Raw genomic sequence first — 16272 nt, 5'->3', positions numbered from 1 at the left:
GTGTGCCAGACTTGGCACTACACAAGGTCGCTCTAACACTTTAAAATTAGAGCATGATTTCATCTTAAACTGATTCAAGTTTAGAGAACTATGCTCTATCCGGGATTGGTGAAAACGCCTCACATAGATTAAAATTCAATCGCAATTTTACCAAAATGACCGGCCTGTAATTGTAATTCGCAGGCCTGTTTCAGTTCGGTCATTGCAAACCGGTGTTCAATCACCGGTTTGAACGGCAGGTTGTTCAAAGCTTTGATCATGTTGCTCTGATGTTTGCGGCTGCCGACGACCAGCCCTTGCAATCTCTGCTGCTTGGCCAGAAGCGCAAGTGTCGGAATTTCACCCTGAATACCGGTCAGAATGCCAATCAGTGCAATATGCCCGCCAACACGTGTTGCCTGAATAGATTGTCCTAATGTTGCAGGGCCGCCCACTTCAATTGTGTGATCGGCACCACGTCCGTTTGTAACTTTTAAGACTTCTGCAGCCCAATCCGGATGGGTTTTATAATTGATAACATGATTAGCTCCAAGAGCCTGCGCTTTTTTCAGCTTGTCATCGGAGGAGGATGTCACGATGGCAACGGCACCCATTGCCTTGGCAAATTGCAGCGCAAAGATTGATACGCCGCCTGTGCCTAAAATCAGGACTGTATCACCGGCTTTGAGCTGACCGTTCTCAACCAATGCACGCCATGCAGTTAAACCGGCAGTGGTCAGAGTGGCAGCTTCTGCATGACTGTAATTTTCCGGCGCGTGCGTAAAAGCGGTTGCAGGTCGTATGACATATTCGGCTGCATAGCCGTCAACACCATCGCCGGGTGTTGTGCTGAAATCGCCGATGATTGCTTCACCGTCGAGCCATGTCGGGAAGAAAGTCGAAACCACATGGTCACCGACTTTAAACTCGGTCACATTCGCTCCGACAGCTTCAACCACACCGGCTCCGTCTGAAAGCGGAATGCGTCCGTCTGCCGGTGGTACCATGCCTGAGATAACCGCAAGATCATGATAGTTCATGGAACTGGCATGAATGCGTACCCGGATTTCATCGCTTTGCGGCAATCCCGGATCCGGCAGATCAACCAGCTCAATATGCTCAAGGCCGAACGGATGACGAAGTTTAAGCGCTTTCATGATGGGCACCCTGACTGAGAAGTGAAGCATAACCAATCTTTATGCCACGTTTAAGCGGCATAAAGCACTGTAGCTGTTTTGTAAGCCAGATAGGGAGCTTAGGCGACCGCATCAATGTCTTCGTCAGAAAGATCTGACGGAATGACAGTCACAGGAATAGAGAAAGATGCGCCACGTCCGGCAATGGATTGTACCAGAGGTCCCGGACCTTCTTTGCCGGATCCGGCAGCCAGAACCAGAATGGCAATGTCCTGATCTTCTTCGATCAGACTATGAATTTCTTCCGTGGTCTGGCCTTCCCGCACAATCAACTCAGGCTCAATACCGTATTGCTCACGCAATTGCGTAGCATATTTATTGAGTGCAGCCTGAGCGCGTTCAAGTGCTTCGGCGCGCATAATATTGCCGACGCCGAGAAATTGCTGAAAGTCCGACGGGTCAATGACAAAGAGCAATACCAATGCGCCTCCGGTATTGCGGACACGGCGCGAGGCGTAGGCAACGGCACGCCCACATTCGGGCGTTTCATCGACAGAGACCAAAAATTTACGGCGGTGGCCGGCTTCCCGGCTAAGACGTTTTGAAACCATGCGCGGGAATTTGCCACTCAACGGGCGATACTGCAAGATGACAATTTTGTGGCGGCGTGAAAATTTAACAATTTGGCCGGAGAGAAAAACCAGTCTTTACTCGTCCGGTTTTGTCGCGCGTTCAGAGAAAAGCGGGTTTTACCTTGTTTTTTCATATGTTTCATGTTCGAAAGAGACAGCGATCTTTCTGCATATTGGCTGTTCTACCTTGTTGTGCAGTAAAATGATTTTTTATGTACAACAGAGGTTTTTACGGTTGCAAACCGATCTCTGATTGCAGCAGGCAAGGCAAAATTCAAAATGTCCAAGACTTATGGCAAGCTGGCTTCACGCATTTATGAACTGGATAAGCCGGTTGGGCGCTCTTTCGGTGATGTGGAGTTTTATCTCGAACGCCTGAAATCTGTGGCAGGTCCCGTGCTGGAACCGGCCACAGGCAATGGCCGTATGCTGGTGCCACTGGCACAGGCAGGGCATAGTGTCAGTGGTTTTGATCTGTCTCCTGAAATGCTTGCTTTATGCAAAGCGAATTGCGCGCAACATGGTGTGGAAGCTGAACTGAGTGAGCAGGGGTTCACGACATTCCGCTATGCACAAAAATTCGCGGCTATTGTACTGCCAGCCGGTTCTTTTCAGCTGCTGACCGATGTTGTTGATGCGATGAGTTTTCTGCGGCGCAGCAAAGAGGCGCTGGTACCAAACGGCAAGTTGCTGCTGGATATTTCCGTTACCGGTGGTTTTATGGATCATGCACCGCGTGCGCGTCACTGGCAGGATGGCGAGGATTTGCTGACCTTGCAGGAAATGCGCACTGCAACGGACTACGTCAAACAGGTTGTAACATCGCAGCTGCGCTATGAGCTGTGGCGCGACACGCAACTGGTGACAACAGAGATGGAACTGTTTTCCTTGCGCTGGTGGGGAATGTTCGAGCTGGAGCTGGCGCTGCGTGAAGCAGGTTTTACACAAATCAAAATCTTTGGCGATTATCAGTCGGGTGCAGTTAATACAGCTTCTGCCGATACGCTGATTTTTGAAGCGCAATAAATATCAGACAACAAAAAAGGCAGGGAATTCCCTGCCTTTTTAATTTTTTGGCTCAGGTACCGTTAGTTCTGCAGAAAGCCGACAATATCACGCACATTGTGCATGGTTTCTTCGGCAATCACGGAGGCGCGTTCGCCGCCATCACGCAGAACACCGTCAATATAGGCCGGATCATTCACCAGACGACGCATTTCCTGCGTAATCGGTGAAAGTTGCGCGACGGCGAGTTCAGCAAGCGATGCTTTGAATTCAGAGAATTGCTTGCCACCGAAATCACGCAAGACGGCTGCCTTGTCCGTGTTTGTCAGTGCCGCAAAAATGCCGATCAGGTTGTCCGCTTCCGGACGGCCTTCCAGTCCTTCCACTTCTGAAGGAATAGCATCAGCATCGGTCTTCGCCTTACGGATCTTCTTGGTGATGGTTTCTTCATCATCAATCAGATTGATACGCGACAGGTCAGACGGATCGGATTTCGACATTTTCTTGGTGCCGTCACGCAGCGACATGATGCGCATGGCAGGGCCGGAAATCATCGGTTCAGTCATCGGGAAGAAACCCGAAACTGTTTCATCACCAACAGCCATTTCCACACCGATGCCGAGCGAGGCAATGCGGTCGGAATAGTCATTGTTGAATTTCTGCGCAATGTCACGTGTCAGCTCAAGATGCTGTTTCTGATCGTCCCCAACCGGCACATGGGTAGCGCGGTAGAGCAGAATGTCAGCAGCCATCAGGCTCGGATAGGCCAGCAGACCAAGCGAAGCATTTTCGCGGTCTTTACCGGCTTTATCTTTGAACTGCGTCATGCGGTTCATCCAGCCGATACGCGCAATACAATTGAACACCCAGGCAAGTTCCGCATGTTGTCTTACGCGGCTCTGGTTGAAGACAATGCTTTTCTTCGGATCAAGACCGGCAGCCAGATAGGCAGCGGTGATTTCACGCGTAGAATTTAAAAGTTCTGCGGGATCCGGCAAGATTGTCAGGGCATGCATATCCACGACGCAGTAAATGCAATCTTTTTCATCCTGCAAGGCGACCCAGCGCTTCAGGGCGCCAAGATAATTGCCGAGGTGAAGATTGCCTGTTGGTTGTGCGCCGGAGAAAATCCGTTCTTTAAAGGTGTTCATTTTACATCAATCCTAAAGCTGGTGGAGAGCCGTTCGAGCGCGATTATCGTGCTTTCATAGTTGATAACCGGAATGCTCTGGGGTTGCTTTTAAGGTCGGCATATGTGGTTTGGACGCATGCTGCCGATCTTTGGCGAAAAAATATCCGGAAGGCAGGCATGTAATCCTGTCTTCCGGATGCGGTATTACTGCCAGAGTGCTGAAGAGCAATCAAGCGGAAATATCTTTGTCCTGTGCTGCTGCTGCCGCTTTTTTGCGACCGCGCATATTGCCTTTCAAGGCTGAGAGGCTGGCACCGCCAATGGCAAAAACAGTAGCGAAATAAACAATCATACTACCGATCACGAGAAGGCTGAGCGTGGTTGCCTGAATGACAAATCCAGCTTGTCTGCTTAAGTAAAATTCCAGATAATCAGAGGCGAAATACAAAGCAGTTGCCATAATAGCGGCGGCGATAATCAGGCGCGGAATACGACGGATGAGGCCTGCATCATAATCCCAGTGTTTGCGCCAGATCAGCACAACGAACAGCAGCACGGCATTGACCCAACCCGCTGTAATTTCCGCCGTGGCAATACCGGAAGGGCCAAGGCGCGGGAATAAAAGCAGCGCCAGTGACACGTTCACCACCACCGAAATACCGGCGAAAACCATCGGTGTACGTGTGTCCTCACGGGCAAAGAAACCAGGAAGAAAAGCTTTGATCAGCACAAAGGCAGGCAGGCCAAGGCCATACACGGCAAGGATTTGCGATACGATGAGAGTGGATTCAGGGCCGAATTTTCCGCGTTCAAACAACAGGCGCACCAGCGGTTCCGAGAATACCAGTAAAGCCGCCGCCGCAGGCAGGGTCAGAAACAGCGTGAATTCGACTGAGCGGTTTTGCAGATTACCGGCTTCCTGCATATTGCCGCCACGTAAAGCGCGTGACAGTTCCGGCAGCAAAACAGTGGCAACAGCAATACCGACCACACCAAGCGGCAACTGATAGAACCGGTCAGCATAGACGAGGGAAGACACCGCACCGTCCGAGCTTGAAGCAATATTGGTATTAATCAGCAGATTGATCTGGGTGATACCGCCGGTAATTGCGGCAGGCAGTGCCAGCACCAGCAGGCGGCGCACATTGGGTGTTAGCTTGGGACGACGGAAACCGATTTTGATGCCGGCGCGACGCACTGCAAACCAGACGATCCCCAGTTGTACCACACCGGCGGCCATAACGCCCCACGACAAGGCATAGCCGATTTGCAGCGGATCATAATTCTGTATCCACGCAAGGATCAGCGCGCCGATCAGGATGAAGTTCAGGAATACCGGTGCAATGGCCGCTGCAAAATATTTATGCAGGCTGTTGAGCATGCCGCCCATCATCGCCGCCAGCGACATACAGGCGAGATAGGGAAACATGATCATTGCGAGACTGACCGTGTTCTCAAATTTCACCGGATCATCGGTGAAGCCCGGCGCAATCACCGTGCTGACCAGAAACGGCATGGAGAGTTCCATAGCGATGGTCAGGCCGAGCAGAATGGTGAACAGCACGCCGAAGACTTCTTCGGAAAAGCGTTTTGCGCCATCCATGCCGTTTTTTTCGATCTCTTTGGCAAAGAGCGGCACGAAAGCGGTATTAAACGCACCTTCGGCAAACAGACGGCGGAAAGTATTCGGAAAACGGAAAGCCGTGTTGAACGCATCTGCAACAGGGCCGGTACCGAGAAAAGCTGCCATCAGCATTTCGCGGGTAAAACCGAAAATTCTGCTCATCAGCGTGCCGGAAGCAACAGTTGCGAATTTTTTCAGCAGGCTCATGAACGGGTCTCTTCGAAATGGAACATCGGGTCAGAAAGAACGGCTTGGTGCTGAACTGCCTCAGAGAGCTGTTTCACGCGTTTTCTTCTGATCCGTGTTTTTGTTGTCTGACGCTCTGCTATCACTCCCGTTCTTTTCAAACAAGCTGAGGAGCCGTTTCTGAATATTTGTCTGTTTGGTTGTTGCAGTGACTTTTTGTCCGTCGAGACCGGTGACATAGAAAGTATCAATGACTTTTTCACCAAAAGTGGTGATGTGCGCCGAGGCAATATTCAAGGAAAGGTCGGAAATTGCACTGGTGATTTCCGACAACAGACCGGTACGGTCGAGCCCTTTGACCTCAATCACCGTAAATTTTTCCGACAATGTATTGTTGATATTCACACGTGGTGTCACCTGAAATGCACGGGCAGAGCGGCGTGATTTTGCCCGTCTGGCCAGCACTTCCGGCAAATGGGTTTTGCCGGTCAGCACATCTTCAATCAGCTGGCCGACGCGGGCGGCACGGCGCATTTCATCATCATTGGTATCAAATTCACGGCTGATCAGGATAGTATCCAGCGCCCGTCCATCGGTGGTGGTGAAGATTTGTGCATCAACAATATTGGCACCGGCCGCCGAACAGGCACCGGCAATAATCGAGAGCAGACGCGGGTGATCGGGTGACAGGATTGTCAGTTCGGTCACAGCTTCAAATTCATGCGGGCGAGCCAGAATATTGAGGATTTTTCCGGCTTCATCACTGGCGCGGATGAAATCGGCATGACGTTTTTGATCTTCCTGCGGCACGGTCAGCATGTAATTATCATAATGCAGGGACAGGACGGCTTTCTGCTTGTCTTCCGGCCAGTCGCTGAGCTGCTCCGCCAGCTGGCGGCGCGCCTGATTGCTGCGCTCGGTCTGGCTTACTTCAGAGAAGCCGCCGGTCAGAAGCAGCTCTGTTTCATGATAAAGTGTGCGCAGTAACTGGCCTTTCCAGCCATTCCAGACACCGGGGCCAACCGCTTTAATATCGCAGATTGTTACCAGCAGCAGTAGTTTCAGCCGCTCGGTGGTTTGCACAATAGCGGCAAAATCGGCAATGGTTTTGCGGTCATTGAGATCGCGCGACTGCGCAACTTTGCTCATGGTCAGGTGCTCTTGCACCAGCCACGCCACCAGTTCGGTTTCTGACGCGCTTAACCCGAAGCGCGGACATAATTTGCGGGCGATTTTAGCACCGGCGGTGGAGTGATCCTCCGGTCTGCCTTTGGCAATATCGTGCAGCAGCAATGTCACATAGAGCAAATGCCGGTCATTTTTCAGTGTGGGTAACAGGCTGTGGGCAAGCGGATGCTCATTCTTCAGCGTCTCATGTTCAATCTCGGACATGATGGCAATGCAGCGCAGTAAATGCTCATCAACCGTATAATGATGATACATATTGAATTGCATCATCGCGACGATCTTGCCGAAATCCGGAATGAAATGCCCCAGAACGCCGGATTCATTCATGCGGCGCAGGGTGCGTTCCGGTGAGCGCGGCGAAGCGACAATTTCCAGAAACAGCCGGTTGGCTTCTTTGTCATTGCGCACATCGCTTTTGATCAGTTTCAGCGAGCGGCTGACACGCTGAATGACATGCGGGTGATATTGCAGCCCGTGCTTGTCGGCGAGATAAAACAGCCGGATCAGATTAACCGGATCACGCTGAAACACTTCGTCATCGGCAATATTGATGCGGTTATGGTCGAGAATAAAATCTGTACTGCCGGCAATTTTGCGCTTTTTCCGCGTCAGCGTGGAATAAATCTGGCCGGTGCCCGGTGTTTCTTTAAACTGCTCTTCTTCCAGTGCGGCACTGATGATACGGGTCAGATCGCCGACATCCTTGGCCACCAGAAAATAATGCTTCATGAAGCGTTCAACGCCGGTCTGCCCCGGATGATCCGTATAGCCGAGGCGGGTGGCAATCTCGCGTTGAATGTCGAAGGACAGGCGCTCTTCCGCCTTGCCATAGAGAAAATGCATGTGGCAGCGCACTGCCCAGAGAAAATCATCCGCTTTGCTGAACAGTTTTGCTTCGCTGCGGGAGAAAACGCCGCGTTTGATCAACTCCTCTGTGGAATGGACACGGTAAATATATTTGGCAATCCAGAACAGGGTTTGCAGGTCGCGCTGTCCGCCCTTGCTTTCTTTCACATTCGGCTCGACCAGATAACGGGTAGAGCCCGCCTTTTTGTGACGGATATCGCGCTCAATCAGCTTGGCCTGCACAAACTCCGCACCGCTGTCAGCGACAATTTCCTGATCAAAGCGGGTGGTCAGCTCATTATACAGCTCCTGACTGCCGGTGAGAAAACGTGCTTCCAGTAGTGAGGTGCGGATGGTCATATCTTCGCGCGACAGGCGGATAGCATCATCAATATTGCGCGTGGAGTGCCCGACTTTCAGCCCCATATCCCAGAGCATATAGAGCATATATTCCACAACCTGCTCGCCCCACGGAGTTTGCTTATAGGGCAGCAGAAACAACAGATCGATATCAGACCCCGGTGCCAGTCCGCCACGGCCATAGCCGCCAACCGCGATGATAGCAAGATTTTCGGCCTTGGACGGGTTAATCGCCGGATAGATATGCTCAACAGTGAAATCATGGAGCGCAATAATCAGCTGATCCATAAGCCCGCTGAGACGGCGGGCGCAGAGTATGCCGCCGCCGTCTTCCAGCAGCATGTTTTCCGCACGGGCTTTGCCGTCTCTCCACGCGGACTTCAGGGTTTTCAAAACCTGATTGCGCGTTTGCTCCTTGGAACTTGCCGGTGTGGCGCGTGTCAGATCTTCCAGCAGGAGCTGTTTGTCGATGATGCGGTCGAGATGAAGATCAGAGTGACGCATGGTTCGAAATTCCGTCAAAGCAGTAATGTAGTCAGTCGCCAAAATTGAGCATGGTTTACAGATGAGCGCAACCGTAACCACCGATTATGCCGGAAACAAGAAAAGGCCGGAGCGTGCTCCGGCCTTTCGATTGCTCAGTTGTCTGAGGATCAGTTGCTTGCTGCATAGGCGGTGAAAGCCGCCATATTCACAATGTCGGAATCCTTGGCGCTCAGCGGTACAATCTGTACGGCTTTGTCCAGACCGGTCAGCAGCGGGCCGATCAGTGTGGCGCCGCCCAGTTCCTGCAACATATCGGCAGCAATGGAAGCTGCATGATAATCCGGCATTACCAGCACATTGGCAGGGCCTGTCAGGCGGGTGAAAGGATAAGCTTCCATCAGTTTGCCGTTAAGGGCAACTTCAGCACTCATTTCGCCGTCAAACTCAAAATCGACATGGCGTTTTTCGAGAATGCGAACAGCTTCCTGAATGTTTTCGGAGCGGGCACCGGACATATGGCCGAAGGTGGAATAAGCCAGCATGGCAACGCGCGGCACATAGCCCATGCGGCGTGCTACATTGGCGGCTTCCACAGCGATATCGGCCAGTTCTTCTGCTGTCGGCTGCTCATGCACTGCGGTATCCGCAATGAAAACCGTACGGCCACGGCACAATGCCAGTGATACACCGATCATACGATGACCCGGCTTTACATCAATCACGCGACGCACATCTTCGATGCTGGTCGCATAATTACGGGTGATACCTGTGACCATGCCGTCCGCATCGCCCATAGCTACCATGCAGGCAGCAAAATGGTTGCGGTCATTATTGATCATGCGCTGGCAATCGCGGAACAGATAGCCTTTACGCTGCAGCTTTTCGTAAAGATGATCAGCATATTCCGAAGTACGCTTGGACAGACGGGCATTGGTGATTTCAATGCCGAGTTTTCCAAGGTCAACGCCGGCCTGTTCAGCCGTTTCACGGATACGGTCTTCACGACCCAGCAGGATCGCCTTGCCGAGACCTTGACCTGCAAAAGAAACAGCAGCACGAATAACCTGCGGCTCTTCACCTTCCGCAAACAGCACACGTTTGGTGTGGCGGCGGATACGGTCATTAATGCCGGACATGGTCGAAGCAATCGGATCGCGGCGTGCAGCCAGCGAACGTGCATAGGCATCCAGATCTTCGATCGGCTTACCGGCCACACCGCTTTCCATAGCGGCTTTGGCTACAGCCACCGGAATAGTGGAGAGCAGACGCGGATCAAACGGCACCGGAATAATGTAGTTCGGGCCAAAACGCGGGCGGTTGCCCTGATAGGCGGCAGCCACATCATCCGGCACATCAGCGCGCGCCAGTTCTGCCAGTGCATTAGCCGCAGCAACCTTCATCGCATCATTGATGGTGGTGGCACGAACATCCAGTGCACCGCGGAAAATATACGGGAAGCCGAGAACATTGTTGACCTGATTCGGATAGTCCGAGCGACCGGTGGCAACAATTGCATCTGAGCGAATGGCGGCGACTTCTTCCGGTGTGATTTCCGGATCAGGATTAGCCATAGCAAAGATAATCGGATTATCTGCCATGGAGCGAACCATGTCGTCTGTCAGTGCGCCTTTAGCGGAAACACCGAAGAAAATATCTGCGCCTTCCATGGCTTCTGCCAGTGAGCGCTTGTCGGTTTTAACCGCATGGGCAGACTTCCACTGGTTCATGCCTTCGGTACGACCCTGCCAGACTACACCTTTGGTGTCGCAGAGAATGACATTCTCAGACGCAAAACCCATGGCTTTGACGAGTTCGATACAGGCAATACCTGCTGCACCGGCACCGTTACAAACCATTTTTGTGGTTTTCAGGTCGCGGCCCGTAAGATGCAGAGCATTGAGCATACCGGCAGCGGCAATGATTGCAGTCCCGTGCTGATCGTCGTGGAAGACAGGAATATTCATCAGCTCGCGCAGGCGGCTTTCGATGACGAAGCATTCCGGTGCTTTGATGTCTTCCAGATTAATGCCGCCGAAGCTAGGGCCGAGATAACGGACGGAATTGATGAATTCTTCAACATCAGTGGTGTCGACTTCCAGATCGATGGAATCCACATCGGCAAAGCGCTTGAACAGCACGGATTTGCCTTCCATCACCGGCTTGGAAGCGAGTGCGCCAAGATTGCCGAGACCCAGAATTGCAGTGCCGTTGGAGATCACCGCAACCATATTGCCCTTTGACGTATAGTCATAGGCTTTGGCAGGATCTTCCGCGATGGCTTTCACCGGTACAGCCACACCCGGAGAATAGGCCAGCGACAGATCGCGCTGTGTTGCCATTGGTTTGGTCGGGGTAATTTCCAGTTTGCCCGGACGTCCGCGAGAGTGAAAATCCAGCGCTTCCTGTTCAGTCAGGGACGGGCCCTTTCCTGTATGCGGCTTCTGGGCGGTCTTGTCGATGGTCATTGACCCCTCCGATCTTACTGCGGGGCGGTTACCGGCTTTTGCAAGCGTTAACCGTCATAATATGTTGAAGCATCCTTTCGGATGGTTGGGCAGTGTGTTTATTTCAAGTCGCTCTGTTTGGGTAGCGCAATATTTGAAAAGATTCCGATGTTTAAAGACAATATTCGTATAATCTCAGCATTCCGGTGAAAATCACGGGGATATAAGCATCTGGCTGCTTCACAGGGCTTTGCACAAGGTTCTAAACTGAGGCGTACGCGTAAAAGTGTGAAGCGGTTTTCGGAACAAGATACGCGGAAAACAAAATGGCAGAGCATTTCCTATTGGTTTAATCAAAACCGGAAATGCTCGTGCAGAATTTTGAAAAATTATTTCAGGAACGTGTGTATTCCCTATGACGCAGCATGAAACAGCCCCGACGACATCTGAACTCGCTGATGAGCCGCAGAGCACCTATGATGCAGGGCTGAATGCGCGTCCGACACCGATGATGGAACAATATATCGAGATCAAAGCTGCCTATCCGGACAGCCTGTTGTTTTATCGTATGGGCGATTTTTACGAGCTGTTTTTCAATGATGCGATTGAGGCATCAGAGGCTCTCGGGATCACGCTGACTAAGCGCGGTAAACATCTGGGAGAAGATATTCCGATGTGCGGTGTGCCGGTGCATACCGCTGATGATTATCTGCAGCGCCTGATCGGCAAAGGCTTTCGCGTGGCCGTCTGTGAACAGGTGGAAGATCCGGCGGAAGCGAAAAAGCGTGGCTCCAAATCGGTGGTTAAACGCGATGTGATCCGTCTCGTTACACCCGGCACGATTACAGAAGAAAAACTGCTTGATCCGGCACGCGCTAACTTCCTGATGATCCTCGGCCGTGTGCGTGGTGCGGAAGAGGGCAGGCTGGCACTGGCATGGATTGATATTTCCACCGGCCAGTTCCGTATGACGGAAACCGCACCGGAAAAACTCTATGCCGATATTATGCGCGTTGATCCGAGCGAGCTGATCGTGCCGGAAACCGCGTTTCATGATCCGCAAATCCGCCCGACACTGGATTTGCTCGGGCGCATTGTTATGCCGCAGCATCCGAGTCTGTTCGAAAGCTCTACCGCTGAAGAGCGTATCAAGCGTTACTATGGTGTAGCGACACTGGATGGTTTTGGCGAGTTCAACCGCACCGAGCTTTCCGCGATTTCCGGTGCCATTGCTTATCTTGAGAAAACCCAGATCGCGGAGCGCCCGCCGCTGATGCGTCCTGAGCGTGAGACGGATGGTTCGTCGCTGTTTATTGATCCGGCGACCCGCGCCAATCTGGAGCTGATGCGCACACTTTCCGGTAATCGTGAAGGCTCGCTGCTTAAAGCGGTTGACCGCACGGTCACCGGTGCCGGTGCGCGTTTGCTGGCCGAGCGACTGACAGCCCCGCTGACCGATCCGGAACAGATTGCTGCAAGGCAGGATTCCGTTGCATTTTTCTTAGGTGAGACATCGCTGGCACAGGGGCTGCGTGCCGCTTTGCGCGGTGTGCCGGATATGCCGCGTGCCTTGTCGCGTCTTGCCGTCGGGCGCGGCGGTCCGCGTGATCTTGGTGCATTGCATGCCGGTTTTCAGGCGGCACATCTGGTGCGCCAGCTTTTTCAGGGTAAAGATTTGCCAGCAGAACTGGCGCAGGCCTGCCGCGCTATTCTCGCTTTGCCGGAAGATTATGCACAATTGCTGGATCAGACTTTGGCGGAAGAACTGCCATTGCTGAAACGTGACGGTGGTTTTATCCGCACCGGCTATCATCCTGAGCTGGATGAAATGCGTAGTCTCCGTGATCAGTCGCGCCGCGTTATCGCCGGCCTTCAGGCCGATTATATGGAAGAGACAGGCGTTAAATCGCTCAAGATCAAGCATAATAATGTGCTTGGTTATTTCATCGAAGTGACTGCCAATAATGCCGGTGCACTGACAGACACGGATGAAGCCAAAGCACGGTTTATCCATCGTCAGACCATGGCCAGTGCCATGCGCTTTACCACCACGGAACTGGCGGAGCTTGAAACCAAAATCGCCAATGCCGCTGATCGTGCACTGTCGATTGAACTGGCGATTTTCGAAGAACTGATCCGTCACACAGTGGAAAATGCCGATGCTATCCGCGCCGGTGCGGCAGCTCTTGGCGTCATGGACGTGTCGGCAGCGCTGAGTGTGTTGGCGGATGAGCAGGGCTATTGCCGCCCGAAAGTCGATGATAGTCTGAATTTTGCCATTGATGGCGGCCGCCATCCGGTGGTTGAGCAGGCGCTCAAAAAACAGGCGGCTAATCCGTTTGTGGCCAATGATTGCGATCTCTCACCGGAGGGGGATCAGAAATTCGGTGCGATCTGGCTTTTGACCGGTCCGAATATGGGCGGTAAATCGACCTTCCTGCGCCAGAATGCGCTGATCGCCATTCTCGCTCAGATGGGATCCTATGTTCCGGCCACATCAGCGCATATCGGGATTGTTGATCGGCTGTTCAGCCGTGTCGGCGCATCGGATGATCTGGCGCGCGGTCGTTCCACATTTATGGTGGAAATGGTTGAAACCGCCGCTATTCTCAATCTCGCCGGTGAGCGCTCGCTGGTTATTCTCGATGAGATCGGCCGTGGCACCGCGACCTTTGACGGCCTGTCGATTGCCTGGGCGAGTGTGGAATATCTGCATGAGAAAAACCGCTGCCGCGCTCTGTTCGCTACGCATTTCCATGAAATGACCGCTTTGTCAGAGAAACTGGCACGGTTGGGTAATGTCACCATGCGGGTGAAAGAGTGGGAAGGCGATGTCGTGTTTCTGCATGAGGTGGCCAAAGGTGCTGCTGATCGCTCCTATGGTGTGCAAGTTGCCCGTCTTGCCGGTCTGCCGGATGCGGTGGTTGAGCGGGCGCGTGATGTGCTGCATCGCTTAGAAGAGGGGGAAACCTCCGGCAAAGCCGAGAAGATCATTGATGATCTGCCGCTTTTCGCTGTTGTCGCCAAACCGCGTGAGGTAGCAAAACCGATACAGGATAGTGCATTGCTGAATGCAGTACAGGACATCAATCCTGATGACTTGACGCCGCGTGAGGCACTGGAAGCCTTGTATCGCCTGAAACAATTATCGCTCTAAGCTCTGGCAGGAGGCGCATATGGCAGTTCTGAGGATCGTCGCTAATCTGGCAGGCTCTGATCTTCAGGCTGCACGGGTCTTTTACGAGGAACTGCTGGGGCTGGATGTGGTTATGGATCACGGTTGGATAGTCACGCTGGCTGCCGGAGCAACCGCAGAAAACAGGCCTGTTCAGCAGCTCAGTTTAGCGACAGAGGGCGGCGGCGGAACGGACGTGCCCCGTCTTTCCATTGAGGTCGATAATCTGGATGAAGTTTACCATCGCGCACAAGCGGCAGGATTTGAGATCACCTATCCCCTCACAGAAGAGCCGTGGGGCGTACAGCGTTTTTATGTTCGCGATCCGCTCGGATATGTCATAAATATCTTATCGCATCAGGCATAAAAAAAGACCGGTATTACCGGTCTTTTTTGTTTTTATCTGATCACACGAAACGGTCAGCTTCAGCGCCGTAATAATTGATGTAGCGGCTGGAAATGCGCTCGACCGGCAGAATAATCAGCACATCGGTTGTGCCGAATTGATGGTCAACCACGGCACCGTCACCAATCATTGCGCCAAGGCGCAAATAGCCTTTGATCAGTGGTGGCATGGAAAACAGCGCCACTTTCGGGTTGATCGCTTCCTGCGGAACAATATCCATTGAGCGGTAATGCTGCTCAAGCGCACGCACATCCCATTCCGCATCGGCACGGCAATTGTGCTGCAGGAAGGACAGTGGCACAGCATGCGCTTCCGGCACTGTGCCGTGGAAAGAGGCGCAGCCGAACATCACTTCAATCTTGTGCTGGCGGCAATAGGACCAGATGCCCTGCCACAGCAATTCAACGGTGCGTTTAGAGCGGTATTCCGGCTTTACGCAGGAGCGGCCGAGTTCCAGAAACTGCAAATGCGGCTTACGCGCGGTCAGTTTGTTGATTTCATATTCACCGGCTGAATAAAATGAGCGGCCTTCTGTGATCATATCACTGCGCATCAGGCGGTAAGTCCCGACGAGCTGAGCGGCTTCATCACCGGCAATTGAGGTGTCATAAACGACAAGATGATCGCAGATCGCGTCATAATGATCGCTGTCACGTTCTTCGAGCACTGTGTTTTGGGATTTCTGCGCGCCAAGCTCAGTGTAGAAAACATCATAGCGCAGTTTTTGGGCGATACGGATTGTTTCCGGGTTATCAGCAATCCGGACAATCAGACTGCCCATGCGGCCGAGTATCTGTCCGGTGAGTGAAGACAAGCCGGAATCAGCCAGAATTGCGCTTATTTCAAGCGTATCAGGAGGTGTCTGCTTCATTTGTGTATCATGCGCGGTTTCTGAAAAAATTCCAAGAGCCTGTTGCAAGATATATTCTCCGCCGGATTCAACTGTCTCTGGACTGCCCGCAACTGTTGTGTACGGAAACCCACTCTGAATGCGGGTAGCCTATATTCTGTCTGCGTCAGAGATGTGACACAGACGTGAATATAATGAAACATTAAATTAGATGGCACTGCGAATATATTGCAGCTCTTGCAGAATCTGGATTGTTTGCCCGCGATATGCTGACAAGATTTGGTTGGAGCGGGATTTTCCCCTCAACCGGCGGAGCGGGACTTCTTCCCCTCATCCCGCAGAGCGGGACTTCTTCCACTGCACGAGTTCATCAAGAATGATCAGTCCCGCACCGGTGCTGATATAGACATCGGCCATGTTAAACACAGCAAATGACCAGTTTGGCAGATGGAACAGAATATAATCCACGACGTAGCCGAGCAGGCTGCGGTCAATCAGATTACCCAACGCACCGCCGATAATCAACGCAAAGCCAATCCGGCTGATGATCCGCTCCGGTGCGGTTGTCCACCACAGATAGGAGACAAAGCCGATAACGGCGACAGTCATCGCTACCAGTCCGCCGTCATGCAGCCATGACAGCATCGAGAAGGCGATACCCTCATTATGAGTGCGGTACAGCGCCAGAAACGGTAGCAGATCAATCTGCTGATTATAGTCCATGCCACTCTCTACCAGAAACTTGATATACTGGTCTGAGGTGACTGCGAAAACGATAATCAGAACAGACCAGAGAATGGCACGTTGGGACATAGGGGCTTAA

The 16272-nt window shown here is 52.5% G+C and carries 11 protein-coding genes; 3 read left to right on the top strand and 8 right to left on the bottom strand.

The genetic code is table 11. From position 1 onward, the window contains the following. Positions 1 to 128 precede the first annotated feature (128 nt). Together DFR47_RS06475 and DFR47_RS06470 are read right to left on the bottom strand one after the other, a co-directional pair. On the bottom strand, positions 129 to 1136 hold the full coding sequence (locus DFR47_RS06475) for a zinc-dependent alcohol dehydrogenase family protein (protein WP_113943567.1): 1008 nt from the start codon (positions 1134 to 1136) through the stop codon (positions 129 to 131). A 98-nt stretch (positions 1137 to 1234) separates the two neighbouring features. Next, a complete protein-coding gene (locus DFR47_RS06470) occupies positions 1235 to 1726 on the bottom strand; it encodes a universal stress protein (RefSeq protein ID WP_113943566.1) in 492 nt (163 codons plus the stop codon). Between the two features lie 300 nt (positions 1727 to 2026). Here DFR47_RS06470 and DFR47_RS06465 point away from each other — a divergent pair, with 300 nt between their 5' ends. Next, complete coding sequence (locus DFR47_RS06465) at positions 2027 to 2773, top strand: class I SAM-dependent methyltransferase (protein WP_113943565.1); 747 nt, start codon at positions 2027 to 2029, stop codon at positions 2771 to 2773. A gap of 62 nt (positions 2774 to 2835) precedes the next feature. Here the strand turns inward: DFR47_RS06465 and trpS are convergent, their stop codons facing one another. From trpS to DFR47_RS06445, 4 genes are all read right to left on the bottom strand, one after another. Continuing rightward, a complete protein-coding gene (gene trpS, locus DFR47_RS06460) occupies positions 2836 to 3903 on the bottom strand; it encodes a tryptophan--tRNA ligase (protein ID WP_113943564.1) in 1068 nt (355 codons plus the stop codon). A gap of 210 nt (positions 3904 to 4113) precedes the next feature. Continuing rightward, positions 4114 to 5670, bottom strand: a complete 1557-nt coding sequence (murJ, locus tag DFR47_RS06455) for a murein biosynthesis integral membrane protein MurJ (RefSeq protein WP_425373333.1) — start codon at positions 5668 to 5670, stop codon at positions 4114 to 4116. Between the two features lie 105 nt (positions 5671 to 5775). Further along, on the bottom strand, positions 5776 to 8592 hold the full coding sequence (locus DFR47_RS06450; protein WP_113943562.1) for a [protein-PII] uridylyltransferase: 2817 nt from the start codon (positions 8590 to 8592) through the stop codon (positions 5776 to 5778). A 149-nt stretch (positions 8593 to 8741) separates the two neighbouring features. Then, positions 8742 to 11039 (bottom strand): NADP-dependent malic enzyme, encoded by a 2298-nt coding sequence (locus DFR47_RS06445; protein ID WP_113943561.1) that lies wholly within the window; start codon positions 11037 to 11039, stop codon positions 8742 to 8744. Positions 11040 to 11526: 487 nt separating this feature from the next. Between DFR47_RS06445 and mutS the strand changes: the two genes are divergently transcribed. Beyond that, the gene (mutS, locus tag DFR47_RS06440) at positions 11527 to 14175 is read left to right on the top strand and encodes a DNA mismatch repair protein MutS (protein WP_425373332.1); all 2649 of its coding nucleotides are present in this window, start codon (positions 11527 to 11529) and stop codon (positions 14173 to 14175) included. Between the two features lie 19 nt (positions 14176 to 14194). Beyond that, on the top strand, positions 14195 to 14560 hold the full coding sequence (locus DFR47_RS06435; RefSeq protein ID WP_113943559.1) for a VOC family protein: 366 nt from the start codon (positions 14195 to 14197) through the stop codon (positions 14558 to 14560). A 40-nt stretch (positions 14561 to 14600) separates the two neighbouring features. Here DFR47_RS06435 and olsB read toward each other — a convergent pair whose 3' ends face one another. Together olsB and lspA are read right to left on the bottom strand one after the other, a co-directional pair. Next, positions 14601 to 15470, bottom strand: a complete 870-nt coding sequence (gene olsB, locus DFR47_RS06430) for a l-ornithine N(alpha)-acyltransferase (protein ID WP_113943960.1) — start codon at positions 15468 to 15470, stop codon at positions 14601 to 14603. 309 nt (positions 15471 to 15779) lie between these two features. Then, positions 15780 to 16262 carry a signal peptidase II gene (gene lspA / locus DFR47_RS06425; RefSeq protein ID WP_113943558.1) on the bottom strand — a complete coding sequence of 161 codons (483 nt, stop codon included), beginning with the start codon at positions 16260 to 16262 and terminating at the stop codon, positions 15780 to 15782. Positions 16263 to 16272: the final 10 nt, after the last annotated feature.

This window comes from Pseudochrobactrum asaccharolyticum, from assembly GCF_003314995.1.
In the GTDB taxonomy this organism is placed as follows: domain Bacteria; phylum Pseudomonadota; class Alphaproteobacteria; order Rhizobiales; family Rhizobiaceae; genus Pseudochrobactrum; species Pseudochrobactrum asaccharolyticum.
Note: the sequence above shows the minus strand (reverse complement) of the source record. Positions and strands in the feature narration are given on the sequence as shown.

Excerpts from the sequence above, each read along its gene's own strand:
- olsB (WP_113943960.1), bottom strand. The coding sequence starts at position 15,470 with ATGAAGCAGACACCTCCTGATACGCTTGAAATAAGCGCAATTCTGGCT.
- murJ (WP_425373333.1), bottom strand. The coding sequence starts at position 5,670 with ATGAGCAGAATTTTCGGTTTTACCCGCGAAATGCTGATGGCAGCTTTT.
- DFR47_RS06465 (WP_113943565.1), top strand. The coding sequence starts at position 2,027 with ATGTCCAAGACTTATGGCAAGCTGGCTTCACGCATTTATGAACTGGAT.
- DFR47_RS06445 (WP_113943561.1), bottom strand. The coding sequence starts at position 11,039 with ATGACCATCGACAAGACCGCCCAGAAGCCGCATACAGGAAAGGGCCCG.
- DFR47_RS06475 (WP_113943567.1), bottom strand. The coding sequence starts at position 1,136 with ATGAAAGCGCTTAAACTTCGTCATCCGTTCGGCCTTGAGCATATTGAG.
- trpS (WP_113943564.1), bottom strand. The coding sequence starts at position 3,903 with ATGAACACCTTTAAAGAACGGATTTTCTCCGGCGCACAACCAACAGGC.
- mutS (WP_425373332.1), top strand. The coding sequence starts at position 11,527 with ATGATGGAACAATATATCGAGATCAAAGCTGCCTATCCGGACAGCCTG.
- DFR47_RS06435 (WP_113943559.1), top strand. The coding sequence starts at position 14,195 with ATGGCAGTTCTGAGGATCGTCGCTAATCTGGCAGGCTCTGATCTTCAG.
- DFR47_RS06470 (WP_113943566.1), bottom strand. The coding sequence starts at position 1,726 with ATGGTTTCAAAACGTCTTAGCCGGGAAGCCGGCCACCGCCGTAAATTT.
- DFR47_RS06450 (WP_113943562.1), bottom strand. The coding sequence starts at position 8,592 with ATGCGTCACTCTGATCTTCATCTCGACCGCATCATCGACAAACAGCTC.
- lspA (WP_113943558.1), bottom strand. The coding sequence starts at position 16,262 with ATGTCCCAACGTGCCATTCTCTGGTCTGTTCTGATTATCGTTTTCGCA.